General features: G+C 52.8%; 16 protein-coding genes. 11 read left to right on the top strand and 5 right to left on the bottom strand.

The features are described 5' to 3' along the window. The first annotated feature begins 128 nt into the window (after positions 1-128). The 5 genes from J1782_RS15005 (at position 129) to J1782_RS14985 (ending at position 5,232) form a co-directional block, all read left to right on the top strand. Positions 129-422 (top strand): ATP-binding protein, encoded by a 294-nt coding sequence (locus J1782_RS15005; RefSeq protein ID WP_341870775.1) that lies wholly within the window; start codon positions 129-131, stop codon positions 420-422. A gap of 105 nt (positions 423-527) precedes the next feature. Then, complete coding sequence (locus J1782_RS15000) at positions 528-941, top strand: hypothetical protein (protein ID WP_254303085.1); 414 nt, start codon at positions 528-530, stop codon at positions 939-941. A gap of 566 nt (positions 942-1,507) precedes the next feature. Continuing rightward, positions 1,508-2,893: a diaminobutyrate--2-oxoglutarate transaminase gene (locus J1782_RS14995; protein ID WP_152323797.1), complete on the top strand. Its 1,386-nt coding sequence runs from the start codon at positions 1,508-1,510 to the stop codon at positions 2,891-2,893. Between the two features lie 18 nt (positions 2,894-2,911). Further along, positions 2,912-4,384, top strand: coding sequence for an aspartate aminotransferase family protein (locus J1782_RS14990; RefSeq protein ID WP_165060193.1), 1,473 nt, complete (start codon positions 2,912-2,914; stop codon positions 4,382-4,384). Positions 4,385-4,551: 167 nt separating this feature from the next. Further along, a complete protein-coding gene (locus J1782_RS14985) occupies positions 4,552-5,232 on the top strand; it encodes an epimerase (RefSeq protein WP_152323799.1) in 681 nt (226 codons plus the stop codon). Here the strand turns inward: J1782_RS14985 and J1782_RS14980 are convergent. After that, positions 5,215-6,102, bottom strand: coding sequence for an SIS domain-containing protein (locus J1782_RS14980; protein ID WP_152323800.1), 888 nt, complete (start codon positions 6,100-6,102; stop codon positions 5,215-5,217). The two genes, J1782_RS14985 and J1782_RS14980, sit on opposite strands and share 18 nt — an antisense overlap. A 386-nt stretch (positions 6,103-6,488) precedes the next feature. Between J1782_RS14980 and J1782_RS14975 the strand changes: the two genes are divergently transcribed. The 5 genes from J1782_RS14975 (at position 6,489) to pagP (ending at position 11,576) form a co-directional block, all read left to right on the top strand. Continuing rightward, positions 6,489-8,096: a PTS transporter subunit EIIC gene (locus tag J1782_RS14975; protein ID WP_217153431.1), complete on the top strand. Its 1,608-nt coding sequence runs from the start codon at positions 6,489-6,491 to the stop codon at positions 8,094-8,096. Between the two features lie 73 nt (positions 8,097-8,169). Continuing rightward, on the top strand, positions 8,170-8,616 hold the full coding sequence (rpiB, locus tag J1782_RS14970; RefSeq protein WP_152323802.1) for a ribose 5-phosphate isomerase B: 447 nt from the start codon (positions 8,170-8,172) through the stop codon (positions 8,614-8,616). After that, positions 8,613-9,299 carry a ribulose-phosphate 3-epimerase gene (gene rpe / locus J1782_RS14965; RefSeq protein ID WP_217153430.1) on the top strand — a complete coding sequence of 229 codons (687 nt, stop codon included), beginning with the start codon at positions 8,613-8,615 and terminating at the stop codon, positions 9,297-9,299. Before rpiB ends, rpe begins: the two co-directional genes overlap by 4 nt. Before the next feature lie 467 nt (positions 9,300-9,766). Next, complete coding sequence (locus J1782_RS14960; RefSeq protein WP_217153429.1) at positions 9,767-10,879, top strand: mechanosensitive ion channel family protein; 1,113 nt, start codon at positions 9,767-9,769, stop codon at positions 10,877-10,879. Between the two features lie 109 nt (positions 10,880-10,988). After that, complete coding sequence (gene pagP / locus J1782_RS14955; protein WP_217153449.1) at positions 10,989-11,576, top strand: lipid IV(A) palmitoyltransferase PagP; 588 nt, start codon at positions 10,989-10,991, stop codon at positions 11,574-11,576. Between the two features lie 61 nt (positions 11,577-11,637). On the opposite strand, the gene J1782_RS14950 is transcribed toward pagP, so the two are convergent. Then, positions 11,638-12,492 carry an aldo/keto reductase family oxidoreductase gene (locus J1782_RS14950; protein WP_217153428.1) on the bottom strand — a complete coding sequence of 285 codons (855 nt, stop codon included), beginning with the start codon at positions 12,490-12,492 and terminating at the stop codon, positions 11,638-11,640. A gap of 95 nt (positions 12,493-12,587) precedes the next feature. Between J1782_RS14950 and J1782_RS14945 the strand changes: the two genes are divergently transcribed. Continuing rightward, positions 12,588-13,508, top strand: coding sequence for a LysR substrate-binding domain-containing protein (locus J1782_RS14945; RefSeq protein ID WP_217153427.1), 921 nt, complete (start codon positions 12,588-12,590; stop codon positions 13,506-13,508). Here the strand turns inward: J1782_RS14945 and J1782_RS14940 are convergent. The 3 genes from J1782_RS14940 to J1782_RS14930 form a co-directional block, all read right to left on the bottom strand. Beyond that, on the bottom strand, positions 13,505-13,987 hold the full coding sequence (locus J1782_RS14940) for a nuclear transport factor 2 family protein (protein WP_152323807.1): 483 nt from the start codon (positions 13,985-13,987) through the stop codon (positions 13,505-13,507). The genes J1782_RS14945 and J1782_RS14940 overlap by 4 nt on opposite strands. Positions 13,988-14,212: 225 nt before the next feature. Beyond that, positions 14,213-15,484 carry a DUF1479 domain-containing protein gene (locus tag J1782_RS14935; RefSeq protein ID WP_217153426.1) on the bottom strand — a complete coding sequence of 424 codons (1,272 nt, stop codon included), beginning with the start codon at positions 15,482-15,484 and terminating at the stop codon, positions 14,213-14,215. A gap of 152 nt (positions 15,485-15,636) precedes the next feature. Beyond that, positions 15,637-16,422 carry a MipA/OmpV family protein gene (locus J1782_RS14930; RefSeq protein ID WP_217153425.1) on the bottom strand — a complete coding sequence of 262 codons (786 nt, stop codon included), beginning with the start codon at positions 16,420-16,422 and terminating at the stop codon, positions 15,637-15,639. Between the last annotated feature and the right edge of the window lie 64 nt (positions 16,423-16,486).

Genomic DNA, 16,486 nt, shown 5'->3' with positions numbered 1-16,486 from the left:
GTAATCCCAAAATCCTGTGATTTCAGGATGAGTGACAACGAAAGCGTAACGTGGACTGAATCATAGTCGCTGAAGGTTCATCGGATTAGAGGGGGCAATCCGCATACCTTTATGAACTGAGTTCATAAATCGGAGAGAGCCTGCGGGAACATTACAAAGTTGTCATTTTTCTGGCGGCTTTCTGTAGGGGCGCGCAGTTTGTCTGGCTGAGTATCGAAGATACGGGCGAGGGAATCTCTGCGGAACATCTGCCGCTGATTTTTGACCGTTTCTACCGGATCGATGCCTCGCGCAGCCTGACTGAAAACACCGGCCTCGGGCTGGCGATTGTGAAGACCATTGCGGAATTGCACGGTGGCCGAATTGTCGTCGAAAGCGAACCGGGAAAAGGCAGCCGTTTTACGCTGGTTCTGCCAAAATAATCATCCTGCGCTGAACTCCCGATAAATAAAATTCAGCGTTCCCGATGAGACAGGCTATCTTTCTTAAGGTTTTTAGATGATTAGCCAGAAAAATAAAGGGAGCACATGACCAAAATTTTATCGCCCCCGGCGCAGGCGCTGATGATGTCGTTGCTGACGGGGCAGGCGGTTCACTGGCAAAGTGCGTGGACGCCGCCTCCTTATACCGTGCAGGCCTGGCGGGGGATCAGTTCCGTGATGTTCTCAAAAATACTCGAACCGGTCTGGTGGTGCTGTCGTTGTCCGGATCCGGTGGTGACGGTCAGGCGTAACAGCGTCTACTGGCTGGCGCATCTGGTACAGGAACCCGGCCCGGCGGCGGAGAAACTGTGGATTGATGCGGTAAAAGCGCGCTATCAGATGCAGCCCAACAGTACGCTCGGCCATGAAGCCGACGCCTTTCTGGTGCAGGTTTTTCAGGATTACGTCGCGCTGTATGACCTTTATCGCAAAGGGAAAGATAAGGCGAAAAATAGCTAGCAATAATGCGGATCCGTTTAGGAAATCGCGTTTCCGTTATTCGCCGATATAATAAAAGTCCGAATTACTTCATTAATAACCCGCCGTTATATCGGTGTAATATATTTCAAAATTTATATTCGGCTAATATTCAGCCATTTACTGCCCGCAAGGTTATTATCTGCGGCCGCCTTACATCCGGCAGGCTATAATAACAATGTTCTTTTTGGGATCTGCTATCCGGCCTCTGCGCCGGTGCGAAGTCACGGCCAGCGCGGGGCGATGCGATGTCACTTAAGGGCAATTTTGTTCCCGTGGTATCACGCGTTTACCCGTTGTTTACCTGACAGGAAGTGCTTTTTAGTGCTTTATTAATGACCGTGTAACGGAGTTAAGTCAGCACGATCGTTCACTAAATCAGCAACATATTGATTCTGTTAAAAAAGAATAAACAATTCTATACAAAATAAATTATTGAGGTACAGAGTAAAAAGCCATATATTGGCCGCGTTTTTCTCATGGTACTTACCTTTTAAATACATTTATTCAATTGCAGCGTTTCCATAACCTGCGGTTGTAGGAGAGATATGATGACGGATAAAGTCCGTATTGACAGTTTAGGTGCGAATTCATTAAACGGAAACAATGAAACCTATTTGGCGAGACAAGCTGAATTTGAATCGAATGTCAGGAGCTACCCGCGCAAGTTGCCGTTAGCAATTGCGAAGGCCAATGGCGTGTGGATCACCGATGTTGAGAATAATCAATATCTTGATTGCCTTGCCGGTGCCGGTACGCTGGCTCTTGGACATAATCATCCGGACGTGCTGCAAAGCATCCAAAATGTCATTACCAGCGGCTTGCCGTTACATACACTGGATCTGACAACCCCGTTGAAAGATCAGTTCTCAGAATATCTGCTTTCTTTACTGCCGCAACAGGGCAAAGAGTATTGCCTGCAATTCACCGGCCCGTCCGGTGCGGATGCGGTAGAAGCGGCCATGAAACTGGCTAAAAAAGTCACCGGTCGCTCTGGCATCATCAGCTTCTCCGGCGGTTATCACGGTATGACACATGCCACGCTGGCGGTGACCGGTAATCTGTCTCCGAAAGAAGCGGTAAACGGCATGATGCCGGAAGTGCAGTTCATGCCTTACCCGCACCAGTACCGCTGCCCGCTGGGCATTGGCGGTGAAGCCGGCGTTAAAGCATTAACTTATTACTTCGAAAACCTGATCAACGACGTGGAAAGCGGCGTTCGCAAACCTGCGGCCGTTATTCTGGAAGCCGTTCAGGGCGAAGGCGGCGTGAACCCGGCTCCGGCTGAGTGGTTGCAGCGCATCCGTAAAGTGACTCAGGAACACGGCATCCTGCTGATCCTCGACGAAGTTCAGGCTGGTTTCTGCCGTACCGGCAAACAGTTCGCCTTCGAACACGCAGGTATCGAGCCGGACATCATTGTGATGTCTAAAGCGGTCGGCGGCGGTCTGCCACTGGCGGTTCTGGGTATCAAGAAACAGTTCGACGCCTGGGCTCCGGGTCACCACACCGGTACATTCCGTGGTAACCAGCTGGCAATGGCTACCGGTCTGACGACGCTGAAAATCTTGAAAGAAGAAAAGATTGCAGAAAAAGTCGCCGCGCAGGGTGAATGGCTGAAAGGCAAACTGGCTGACCTGCAAAAACGTTATCCGGTGATCGGTAATGTACGTGGTCTGGGCCTGATGATTGGTATCGAGATCGTTAAACCGAACGAAGCGCAGGATCACATGGGTTGCTACCCGGCTGATGGCGATTTGTCTGCGCTGTTGCAGAAAAAATGCTTCGGTGCTGGCCTGATCCTGGAACGCGGTGGCCGTAATGGCTGCGTGCTGCGCCTGTTGCCTTCCCTGCTGATCACGAACGATGAGCTGGGTATTTTCCTCGATAAGTTTGAGCAGGCGCTGCTGGCGGCTGGCATCAAACCTGTCTGAGCGGAGTAAGAGATTCTGATGTCCGAGTTAAACCCGATTCTGGCAGGCTCAGCGCAAAGCACTGAAGCCTACCAGCAGGCCATTGCACAGAGCAGTGAAGCTGTTGTGCAGTGGTTGCAACAACCTGAGATGTATCAGGGGAAAACCGTTGCACAACTGCGTGAGCGAATTACGCTGGACTTCAATCCTCAGGGCCTGGGCAACCAGGCTGCGATTGAACGTGCGATTGAATACTTCCTGAAAGACAGCCTGTCGGTGCATCACCCGCAGTGCGTGGCGCATCTGCATTGCCCGAGTCTGGTGATCAGCCAGGCCGCGGAAGTGCTGATTAACGCCACTAACCAGAGCATGGACTCCTGGGACCAAAGCCCGTCAGCGACCATCATCGAGATGAAGCTGATTGAATGGCTGCGGACTCAGGTCGGTTACCAGGCTGGCGATGCGGGCGTGTTCACCAGCGGCGGCACCCAGAGCAATCTGATGGGGCTGATGCTGGCGCGTGACGCGTTCTTCGCCCGTCAGGGACACTCCATCCAGCAGGATGGTCTGACCGGTAATCTGCGTAAAATTAAAGTGTTATGTTCTGAAAACGCGCACTTCTCCGTGCAGAAAAACATGGCATTGCTGGGCCTCGGCTATCAGTCTGTAACACTCGTCAAAACCGATGAATTCGCCCGTATGGATTTCAACGATTTACGCGAGAAAGTGGCACAGGCTCAGGCCAACGGCGAGCAGATCCTGGCGATCGTCGCAACAGCCGGTACCACCGACGCCGGTGCTATCGACCCGCTGCGTAAAATTGCTGAACTGGCCGCGGAGCACCAGATTTGGGTGCACGTTGACGCGGCGTGGGGCGGTGCCTTGTTGCTGTCTGAAAAATATCGTCATTATCTGGACGGTATCGAACGGGTGGATTCCATTACGCTGGACTTCCACAAACAGTTCTTCCAGACCATCAGCTGCGGCGCGTTCCTGCTTAAAGAAGAGCGTCACTACGAGCTGATGCGCTATCAGGCGGCTTACCTGAACTCTGAGTTCGACGAAGCGGCTGGCGTGCCAAATCTGGTGTCTAAATCGCTGCAAACCACCCGCCGTTTCGATGCGCTGAAACTGTGGATGGGTCTGGAAGCGTTGGGTCAGAAACAGTACGCCGAAATCATCGATCACGGTGTCACACTGGCACAAGACGTGGCGCAGTTCGTGATGTCCGAAGCGTCGCTCGAACTGGTGATGAAGCCACAGCTGGCCAGCGTTCTGTTCCGTTATCGTCCACAGCAGCTGGCGACCGCCAGCGACGCGGCTATCGCGCTGCTGAACCAGAAAATCGGTGATGCGCTGCTGGAATCCGGTCGTGCCAACGTGGGCGTGACCGAGCATAACGGCGTGACCTGCCTGAAACTGACGTTGCTGAACCCGACCGTAACGCTGGAGGATGTCAAAGTCCTGCTGGCGCTGGTTGAGAAAACGGCACAGCAACTGCTGAACGCGTAAGTCTGGTTCGGTAAAGAACGCAGTAAAAAGCCGGTAACACTTTCAGGTGTTACCGGCTTTTTTATGCCTGACACACAATTTTCCAGGACACGAAAAACCACCTGAAAGCCCGGCGTTCCCCTCTATAATCCATTCATTGAACGAATTTTAAAACGATGAGGCATTCGATGGATATCTTGATTTATGGCGCGACAGGCATGGTCGGTCAGGGCGTTTTGCTTGAATGTCTCAGGGCGGATGACGTGAAGTCGGTGACGGTGGTTGTGCGTTCGCCGCTGGCGGAAAGTCACCCGAAGCTCAGGCAGATTGTTACCGCCGATCTTCTCAGCCCTTTCACAACGAATGAAATGAGCCAGTATGCGGCGTGCTTTTTTTGTCTCGGCGTCAGTTCGGCGGGCATGACCGAAGCACAGTACAGCAAAATTACGTATGATCTGACGCTGGACGTGGCCTCAAAGCTGTATCAGGTAAACCCGGCGATGGCGTTCATCTATGTTTCCGGTGCAGGAACGGACAGCTCGGAGCAGGGCAAAAGTATGTGGGCGCGGGTGAAAGGGAAAACCGAAAATGCTCTTCTGGCAAAAGGCTTTGCCTCTGCGTGGATGTTCCGGCCTGGCATGATCCAGCCGCTGAACGGCGCGCGCTCCAAAACAACCCGTTACCGGGTTCTTTATCAGATCTTATCGCCGGTATTACCGCTGCTGAAACGTCTGTTTCCCCGCGCCATTCTGACGACGGAAGACATCGGGAAAGCAATGTTAAATCTGGTCCGTTATGGCAATCAAAAAGCCATTCTGGAAACGGAAGATATCGGCAGAATGGCGCATTCTTCACTTCGCCGCATGTAACGGGCTGACCACGTCGATTCCGCGCGACAGTTTTTCTTTATTGCCCTGATAATCTTCCAGAAGAATGGCGATAAAGAGGCTGTCCAGCAGGTTCAGTTGTACGATCCTCGCCACCGCATTTTGTCCCAGCAGCGGGCCACTCATTGCCGGGCTGAAAATAGATAAATCAGAACATTGAGAAAGCGGGGAGCCGTTGTCATTGGTGATACAGATGAGTTTTGCTTTGTTCGCGATGGCGGTATGAGCGGCGTTGAGCATCTCACGCGTTTCGCCGGACTGCGAGATAGCGATGACCACATCTTTTTCGTCAAGCTGGCTGGCGGCCATCAGCATCAGGTGGAAATCACTGTAGGCGTGGCTGATGATCCCGATACGCAGCAATTTATGTTCGAAGTCCATGCCGACGGAGGCCGAACCGCCGACACCAAAAATGATCACCCGTCGCGCCTGAAAAATAAGCCGCGCGGCTTTGCCGATGGTGGCCGCGTCAGCCACCGAACGCGCTTCTTTCAGCACCTGAATGCTGTTCGAAAACACCTTATCCAGCACGTTATCCAGGCTGTCATGCTCAGTGATTTCCTCTTCCCGCTCATACGGCAGCGACTCGAAATAGCTGATTAGCGCCGTGCGCATTTCCCGAAAACCGGAAAACCCGACTTTTTTCGCCACCTTCACCAGCAGCGGTTCAGAGACTTCCAGCGCCGCGGCCACTTCACGCAGACTGGTTTCCTGGCTGATATTGCCTTTGATTATGAGCCATTCGACGATCCTGCGTTCGGTAGGGTTGAGCTGGGAAAGGGACATTTTGATCCGTGCCCCTATCGCAAGAGCACTGTCCGATTCCTGCACTACACCCTCATTTTTGGCCATTTCTCATACCGTCTCTGCACTGATTAGGAAGCGTAAAGGTTAACACAAGGGATCAACCTGTTGAATACGGGCGTCAAACTAAACGGCGTAACGTTCACATTACGATAAATTAATGTGAATAAAATGCGTCTTCCTCTCAGCAATGTCTTTAGCGCATCCAATGATTCAGCTACTTCACTTACGCCCGCCATTCTGACGCTTTACAGTAAATTCACATTAACTTTTAAAATTGTGAAGTCGATCTTTTAAAACGATTGCAATTGCGATAACTTCACATTGATAATGATTGTTGTGAAGTTATCGCGAAGGCATCAAAAACGGGCTCTCCGATCCAATGCCCTTTCTGATGAAAAAAAACTGTTCCCCTACATGAACAAGAGAATCCTATGAAATCGACATTGTTCGGCATCCTTCAGCGTATCGGGCGCTCTTTTATGCTCCCGATCGCCTTGTTGCCTGTGGCCGGGTTATTACTGGGCATCGGTGCATCATTCACTAACCAGACAACTATTCACTCTTACGGCCTGGAATCTGTGCTGGGAAATGGCACAGTACTTCACGCTTTGCTCACGGTTATGAAAAGTGCAGGCAGCGTGGTCTTTTCCAATCTGCCGGTAATGTTCGCCATCGGCGTCGCAATGGGCATGGCGAAAAAAGAAAAAGAAGTGGCCGCTATTTCCGGTGCGATTGGATTTTTCATTATGCACGCCACCATTAATGCCATGCTGGACATCAACGGATTACTGACGCCCGGCGCGTTGCCGGACGGCGCTCTCGGCATGACGCTGGGGATTAATTCGCTGCAAATGGGCGTTTTCGGCGGTGTGATCACCGGCCTTGGGGTTGCCGCGTTGCATAACCGTTTTTACCGGATAGAACTGCCCGCAACGTTTTCATTTTTCGGCGGTACGCGGTTCATTCCTATCATTTCGGCCATCACTTATCTGTTTGTCGGGATCCTGATGTTTTACATCTGGCCGACCCTCCAGAACGGGATTTTGCACCTCGGCGGACTGGTTAACAGCGCGGGCTATGCGGGAACGTTTATCTACGGCGTGATTGAACGGGCGCTGATCCCTTTCGGTTTGCACCATGTTTTCTACATGCCGTTCTGGCAAACCGGTCTCGGTGGCACGGAAGTGATCGACAGCGTGACGGTTTCCGGTGCGCAGAATATCTTCTTTGCTGAACTGGCCAGCCCAAATACCAAAGAGTTCTCGGTCGAAGCGACGCGGTTTATGGCGGGTAAATTCCCGTTCTATCTGTTCGGTATTCCCGGCGCGGCGCTGGCGATTTATCACACCGCGCGTCCGGAAAAACGCCGGTTGGTATTAGGTTTACTGTTATCCGCGACCCTGACCGCCGTTCTGACGGGTATCACGGAGCCGATTGAATTCTCGTTCCTGTTCGCCGCGCCATTGTTATACGTGCTGCACTGCCTTCTGGCCGGATTGTCATTCATGCTTTGCCACATCTTTAATGTCGGCGTCGGCCAGACGTTTTCCGGCAGCTTAATTGATTTTATTCTCTTTGGTGTTTTGCAGGGGAATACGAAGAGTCACTGGATAAACGCTATTCTCATCGGGATCCCGCTGTTCCCCATTTATTATTTCAGTTTCCGCTTCATGATTACGCGCTTTAATTTCAAAACGCCGGGACGCGAAGACGATAACGAAGAAACTAAACTTTATACCCGGCAGGATCTCGCCGCGCGCGATCAGAAAAATAATACCGTTGGGCTGAACGGGGACGGGCTCAATATTTCGCACACCATTATCGCCGGGCTGGGTGGCGCGGCCAATATCTCGGATGTCGACTGCTGCGCTACGCGTCTGCGTATCACGGTTCTGGATGAAAATCAGGTGGATGACGCGCTGCTAAAAAGCTCCGGCGCAAAAGGCGTGATCCGAAAAGGCAAAGGTGTTCAGGTGATTTACGGCCCGCACGTCACGCTCATTAAATCGAATTTGCAGGATTGTCTCGAAAGCGTATAGCGAAGGTGAGGGGGAATTATTCCCCCTGTTCACCGCTTCATTTTATTTATTGTTAATGGTTGATGGGAGAAATATGAATATTGCAATTGGCTGTGATCACGTCGGGTTTATTCTCAAAGCGGACATCATCGGGCATTTAATTAGCCGGGGCATGACGGTGACAGATAAAGGCGCTGATGAGAATACGCGCACGGATTATCCGATATACGGCAAAGCGGTGGCAGACGCGGTGGTTTCAGGCGAAGCCGACTTAGGGATTGTATTTTGTGGTTCCGGGATCGGCATTTCCATTGCGGCGAATAAAGTTCACGGCATTCGCGCGGTGGTGTGCAGCGAGCCGTATTCGGCGAAATTGTCCCGCGAACATAACAACACCAATATTCTTTCCTTTGGGTCACGCGTTGTCGGTTCTGAGCTTGCAAAGATGATTATCGACGCGTGGCTGGATGCTGAATTTGAAGGCGGACGCCACCAGAAACGGGTGGAGATGATCACCGCCATCGAGGAGGCGCAGCAATGACCACGCAATTTTGCCCGTCGCTGATGTGCGTGGATTTTTCCCGTCTGGGTGAGGAACTGTCCAGCCTTGAAGCGGCCGGTGCGGCGATGTTCCATATCGACGTCATGGACGGACATTTTGTCCCGAACTTTGCGCTCGGCCCGGAAGATATCAAAGCCGTTTCGAAGCTGGCGACGATACCTTATGACGTCCACCTGATGGTCACGAACCCGGACCCTTACATCGCGCGTTTTGCCGATCTGGGTTGCAGCATTATTTATGTCCACGCCGAAGCGCCAATCCATTTGCACCGCACGCTGGGCAATATCCGCAGCCGCGGCATCAAAGCAGGCGTGGCGATTAACCCCGGCACGTCGCTGAATATTCTGGAGGAAATCCTCGACGTGGTAGACGTGGTCATGGTGATGTCAGTGAATCCGGGTTTTGCGGGGCAGCCTTTTATAGAAAGCTCGTTCAGCAAAGTCCGCCGGCTCAGGACCATGCTGAATGAAAATAAGAGCGATGCGCTCATCGCCATCGACGGTGCTATTTCTCCCGAGGTGGTAAAAAAGCTCGGCACGGAAATTGACCTGTTTGTTCTCGGCACCGCAGGGTTATTCCGCAAAGATATGTCATACAAAGAGGCGATGACTGTTCTGCGTAAGCAGGTCGTTATTGCGAAGGGCGCGGGAGAAGTGGCATAACCCGTGCGCGGGGATGAAGGCAATAAAAAAGCCATTCTGCAAAATAACGTCATTCGCAGGATGGCTTATGTTTTTTACGGCGGACGCTGTCAGCGTCCTGCTGGCCCTGATAAAAAAAACCGCACTTAGTTGCGGGCACCAATGATCAGCGCTGCGACCAATGCAATTGAAACGAACGACATGTAACCCACCACTAAAGCTCTTTTCATAATTAAGCACCTCAGTTGAACGTTTTTCAGAACATCATTAAGCACCTCAGTTGAACGTTTTTCAGAACATCGGACTCACGACTGGACGCAGAGTAAACCGGGCAAATCGCAGCTTACCTATTGATGATAGATCACGCCGACGCGGCAATGTTTCTTCTTTTAAAGTTTTTCCTTCTGTTTACCGAACTTTCCGATTCTGTCAGCCCGCGCGTCTGCGTTCCCTATACTGGTAGTTTGCGGTTAATTCCGGGAGGGAAAATGAATTTTCTATCACATTTCGATTTCATCACGCTGGTGATGACGCCGGAGTTCTGGACAGGCGTCGCGACGATGGTGATTGTGACGTTTGCTACTTACTGGCTGCTGAGCTGGGTGCTCTCATTTTTGCGCAAAGGCGTAAAAAGCTGGGGGGAGGTGAATCAGGCCAGCCACAGAATACGGTTTGTGCTCGGCGAAATTCTCAACCGGACAAGCAACTTACTGATTTTTATCGCAGCCTTTTTGTTCAGCCTGCGGTTCGTTAATCTTCCCGATCATCTTTACAGCACGATAACCCACGCGTGGTTCCTGGTTCTGGCATTCCAGATGGCGCTGTGGCTGGATCAGGCGGTCGTTTCGTGGTTACGCGATCTTATGCGTCAGCCCCGCATGCACAGAAACCCGGTTACGCTGGTGATCACCGGTCTGATATTCCGCGCGGTGGTGTGGACGGTGATGCTGCTGTCGATTCTGGCGAATGTGGGCGTCAATATTACCGCGCTGGTCGCCAGCCTGGGCGTCGGCGGTATCGCCATCGCGCTCGCCATTCAAACCATCCTCAGCGACGTCTTCGCGTCACTCTCCATCGGTTTTGATAAACCTTTCGAAATTGGTGATTTTGTTGTGTTTAATGATGTCGCCGGAACGGTCGAACATATTGGCCTGAAAACCACGCGAATACGCAGCCTGAGCGGTGAGCAGATCGTCTGCGGTAATGCCATTTTGCTCCAGCAAACGTTGCATAATTACAAGCGAATGCAGACGCGCCGTATCGTATTCAATTTTGGTGTCGCGATTAATACGCCGCCGGATAAGCTGCGTAATATCGGCGATATGGTCAAAGACATTATTATTGATGTGGGTGAAACTAAATTCGACCGTGCGCACCTTCTTGGGTTTGGCACAGACCGCCTGAATATCGAAGTGGTTCATATCGTCAATACAGCCGACTACAACAAATACATGGATATTCAGCAGGAAATCAATATCCGTATTATCGAGAAGCTTATCGAGCAGGATATTGAAATGGCGCTGCCTAATATGATTGTTCAAACGCCGGATAAAAGCGAACCGGGGAAATGGGAGGCCACCCGCGCAAGGCAGCAGGCGTAAAAATGCACTTCTGATTTTATTGAGGTTTATTGATTAACAATAAAAGTCCCTGCCGGAGGATGAGCTATCATTGACTGAAATAGTGCTCTCAGCAAACTCTGGTGGACGGATGATAATAAAGAAAAAACTCAATTCAATCATGATGGTGTTAGGCATTGCCTGCACGATACCCGCAGTGGCTGCTAACCCCACGGGCGGCAACAGAAGCGGAGTATCGGGCCTGTGGGAAGATTTTAAAGACGATGTTTCCCTGACCTGGAATGAACCGCAATATACCGATGTCTATCTTCCTTTTCTAAGCTGGCATAACCGGCTGACGTACGATAAGCATAAAACAGATCATTATAATGAAATGCCGTGGGGTGGCGGGATTGGCGTTTCCCGCTATACAGAAGAGGGCAACTGGAGTGGACTTTTTGCGATGGTATTTCAGGATTCCCACCGCGAGTGGCAACCCGCCGCCGGTTACGGGTGGGAAAAGGGAGGGTATTTCACGCAAAGTAAGGATGTCCGTCTTGGGCTGGGATTAGCGGGCGGAATTACCGCCCGTCAGGATTTCGCTAATTACGTACCGCTGCCATTCTTATTCCCACTTTTTTCTGCGGGATATAAAAACGTCAATTTGCAGTTCACTTACATCCCCGGAACTTACAATAACGGCAACGTGCTTTTTGCGTGGCTGAGATATGGTTTTTAGATATTACCCACGGTCAGACGCTATTTCAGCCACTGATGAAAGGCTTGCCTTACGGCTGGCCTTATATTCCGTTTAGCCTATCCATCACGTCTTCGGACAATTGCAGCGTCGCGCTCGCCAGATTTTCCTGTAAATGTTCCGGCGACGACGTGCCGGGGATCAGCAAAATATTCGGTGAGCGTTTGAGCAGCCACGCCAGCGCGACCTGCATCGGTGTGGCCTGCAATGTGGCAGCCACCTCATCAAGCAACGTGGACTGCAACGGTGAAAAACCGCCCAGCGGGAAGAAAGGCACATACGCAATGCCCTGTTCCGCAAGGGTATCGACCAGCGCATCATCGCGCCGGTTCGCCAGGTTATACATGTTCTGAACGCAGGCAATTGTCGTCAGTTTCTGCGCGTCAGCGACCTGAGTTGCCGTGACATTGCTCAGGCCGATATGGTGAATCAAACCGCGTTCTTTCAGTCTGATCAGCGCTTCCAGTTGCGGTTCGAGTGAACCGTCCTTCGGCTGATGAATGTCGAGCATGCTGCGCAGATTCACCACGTCTATTGTTTCCAGCCCCAGATTACGCAGGTTATCTTCCACGGCCTGCGTCAGTTCCTGCGGGCTGAAAGCCGGTAACCAGCCGCCTTTTTCATCACGGCGCGCGCCGACTTTGGTCACAATACACAGATTGTCAGGGTACGGATGCAGTGCTTTTTTGATCAGCCGGTTGGTTTCATGCGGGCCGTAAAAATCGCTGGTATCGATATGATTCACACCGCTGGCGATGGCGTCACGCAATACCTGAATGCCCCGCGCTTCATCTTTCACCGGGCCAAAAACGCCCGGTCCCGCCAGTTGCATGGCGCCGTAACCTAAGCGTCCTACTTCGCGATCGCCCAGGCGATAAGTCATGGAAGGCTTTGACATGGAATTCTCCTCTGTGAATGTTCACTGATTGTAGCGGGGCGCTGGTTGTGCAACTATCCGGTAAAATCAGGACAAACTGTACGAGGCTACGCACAATGTCGATGGATATCGCCCTGTTGCACGCAGTGGTTGAAGTGGCGAAAGCCGGTGGATTTCGTGAGGCGGCGCGCGTCACCGGCAGCAATGCGTCCCGGCTCAGTGATGCGGTGCGTCGCGCAGAACAGCAGCTCGGCATCCGGCTTTTTCACCGGACGACCCGCACAGTGGTGCTGACCGAAGCCGGCAGGGCGCTGATCGAACGTTTGCAGCCCGCCATGAATGAGGTGAATGCCGCGCTGGATGCGCTTAACCGTTATCGCAATACCCCCGGCGGCACGCTGCGGCTGAACGTTCCTGTCAGCGCCACGCGGCTGGTTTTGCCTGCGCTGGTGCCGGAATTCCTGCGGCGTTATCCGGATATCCAGCTGGAAATTATTGCGGAAAGTAATGTGCAGGATGTGTTTCGCGACGGCTGCGACGCCGGTATTCGTTACGACGAACGTCTTGAGCAGGATATGGTGGCGCTTCCCATCGGGCCGCGCCGTCAGCGTTACGCGGCGGCGGCGTCTCCCGCGTATCTCGACGCGCAGGGCAGGCCGGAACATCCGCGGGATCTGATTGAGCATCGCTGTCTGCGTGGCCGTTATGCCAGCGGTAATATGCCGGACTGGGAATTTGAGCGCGATGGCGAAAACCTCAGCGTGCAGGTGAGCGGCCCGCTGGTGGTGAGCGTCGGCGGTGCGGTGGATCTGGCCGTGGAAGCCGCTATCGCGGGCGCGGGTATCATCTACCTGTTCGAAGAGTGGCTGGCGCCCGCCATTGTCAGCGGTAAGCTGGAGGCCATCTTGCAGCCGTGGTGGCTGTCGTTTTCAGGCCCTTATCTTTATTACAACGATCGCCGCCTGATCCCCGCGCCTTTGCAGGCGTTTATCGATTTTGTCCGCGAAGACAATCTGAACCGGACGGCGGCCGGTTAAAACCCGAATTCGCTCAGGCCGGGATGATCGTCAGGTCTGCGGCCCAGCGGCCAGTGGAATTTGCGGTCGGCTTCAGCGATGGGTAAATCGTTGATGCACGCGTGACGTTCGAACATCAGCCCCTGCGCGTTAAACGCCCAGTTTTCGTTGCCAAAACTGCGGAACCAGTTGCCGGAATCGTCGTGCCATTCGTAAGCAAACCGCACGGCAATCCGCTCACCGTCGAACGCCCACAGCTCTTTAATCAGGCGGTAATCCAGCTCTTTTGCCCATTTACGTTGCAGGAATTCCACCACACCGGCCTGACCCGTGACGAATTCGCTGCGGTTGCGCCAGCGCGTATCGGCAGAATACACCTGGCTGACGCGCTGCGGATCGCGGCTGTTCCACGCATCTTCGGCAAGCCGGACTTTTTCGATGGCGCTTTCACGCGTAAACGGCGGAAGGGGTTTTTTCACAATTAAGCGGCTGTCAGTCATCATGGCCTCACGTTAAGGGAGAATGTGCGTTGGTGTTTCATGTATATAAGCGTTCGGCCACGTAGAAGAAAGCAATGTTGCGTTGCTAATCGTAAATCAGCACGTTTTTTCCCTGAACCTACCCGTTGGCTTTGCGCTTATGGGGTTTGCGGGCATCAGATTGTCGTTGTTTCGGGGGGACAATGCAGACCTTAAACGCAAGGCCTGCATTGAATGGGAATGGGATTACTTCGCGGCGTCCTGCCCTAAGCCCTGAAGGCCGTTCTTATTCAGATCGGTATCCCGGAACCGGTCTTTCCAGTTCATTTCATAATGTTCTGGCGGGAAATCCGCAGGGGAAGTTCCCTGTTTCAGGGCGTCGTGTACGGAGTGCGCATACGCCAGATTTTTATCGCACATCGGCGCTGCCGGAATGTACATCACGTTTCCCCATCCTTGCTGGTTTTCAACCGGCGCAACCGAATGAATCACATCGCAATGCCACCAGACAGAGTCTCCGGCCTGTAATTGCGGAATGCTGCAAAGGCCGTTAATGAGGTGGGGGTGCCATTTCTCTGAGACAGGCAAAACCCGGCCCCGCGCGACGCCGCACAATTCATCTTCGGGTACGTCATCTAACAACGGGCGAAGCAACATGTAGGCCATCGCCTCAGGGACCGGCACAACGTGCAAAACGCCCTGGCCGCTCTGTATATCAGACAACGCCGTCCAGCCCTGGAAGGTGCGGAATACGGAGCATTTTGTGGTATCAGCGACGTCATATTCATTCACATCTGGCCGGAACGCCGCATCCCACGGGTCATATTCGTCAAAGCGATTGTTGAAAATATTCCGAAAGACGTTCTGATAAGCAGGCAATAACCAGCGTTCCAGCGCGCCGGAGTCAGTGTGCGCGCCGAGGCCTTTGGAGGTCGTTCCCGGCAGTCTGCGGCGGAGCCGGTCAGGGTAAATGACGCTGATATCGGGGTTAAACCAGACTTTTCCTTCGCTGTTGAATTTCCACAACCGGTTGAGGAATGACTGAACCGCGCCGATCTCCTGACTTTGCCTTGCCTCCATCTGCGCTTTTGACCAGTAGATGGGATAAATTTCGGGACGCGAAGCCTCCAGACTGCCAAAGAAATTATCGCCCGGCCCGCGGTAAACGTCGTCGAAATGGTTATTGTCCAGATAACTGAGCATGGACTCGTCCATCGCCAGCGCCGCATCGCGCCCGAACGTTCCGCGCACAACCAGACAACCACGACGCTTAACCTGCGCAATCAGCGCCCCGGATCCTTTTCCGGCGGCGAGATCTGACCATTCGATCTCTGGCCACGCCGAACCCTGAGCACGTTCCTCTTCACGGGCGGCAGCAATCTCTGATTCAATTTTGCTGCACACCTGATCAAAAAGCCCCTGCACATCACCAATCTGAGACCGTAGTTTTTGTTTTACGTCAATGATTTGCTGTTTGTAATCTTCCGGCAGTTTTGTCGCGATGGGGGTTTTATGCATGATGATTCTCCCGTGTCGTTTATGATTTTTATTACATACGAAGTGTATGTTACTTTCATTCGTAAGTTCATGGGCGACAGTAACAAAACTCAGTGCAGGTGTTTTTGCAGCGGATCACGGTTTTGAAATTCGGGTTTGCGCGGCGGGAATGCTTAAAAAGTATAAAGCACGCCAAGATTCAGCGTGGTCCCGCCGCGCTGGTCAACGATCGGGCTTTTACCGGCGTGATCGCTCAGCCAGGCGTAATCTACACTGACGACGCTGCCCCAGTGTGGCGTGAACTGGTGACTCCACGTCAGACTGCTGTCCACGCCATAAAAACCCCCGGCCGCCTGATAAGGCGCGAAATCCGTGCGTTCGCTTTGTTTCTGGCTCACGCCATAGAAGGTATTCATGTAACGCCGGTCGCCAAAAAGTGTCGCGGACTGGAGTGCAACGGTGTCAGCGTTATTTTGCACGGGCAGGAGCGTGACGGATGTCTGATAGTGTACGCCTTGCCCGTCGCTCAGCGGCAGGGTGGCTTTGCCTTCAAATGAAAGCCACGGCGTGGCAGACCAGCCCACCGCGATGGCGGTATTGACGGCTGCATCGATATTTCCCATGCCTTTGAGTTTATTTGAACCATCACGCCAGGTGGAATTTCTGTCCGCCCGGCCCAGGCTGAACCCCAGCGTATGTTCAAGATACAGGCCGTTATCTGCCTGTAAGTCATACCCCACGCCTTTCAGGGAGTCGAAGAAAAACGCGTTTTCCCGCGCCTGAATGACCGGCCCCGCCAGCCAGTGACGCTGATCTGATCCGCTGTAACGCGGGGCGCTTTGTGCGCCCATCCCGACCGTAAACGTTTCCGCTGACGCATCGTCACCGGCCTGTGCCTGCCACGCTGTTGCGGACAGCGTGAAACAGGTAATGTGCAGCATAAGTTTTCTGGATATCATTGTGACTCCTCATCACCCAACCGTATGGTTCGTAGCGGATTGCAGCCGCGCCGAAAACCGGAGT

Origin of the sequence: Rahnella sp. BCC 1045 (assembly GCF_019049615.1) — a bacterium.
GTDB classification, from domain to species: domain Bacteria; phylum Pseudomonadota; class Gammaproteobacteria; order Enterobacterales; family Enterobacteriaceae; genus Rahnella; species Rahnella contaminans.
The sequence above is the reverse complement of the archived record's forward strand: the minus strand, read 5'-3'. Positions and strand labels throughout refer to the sequence as shown.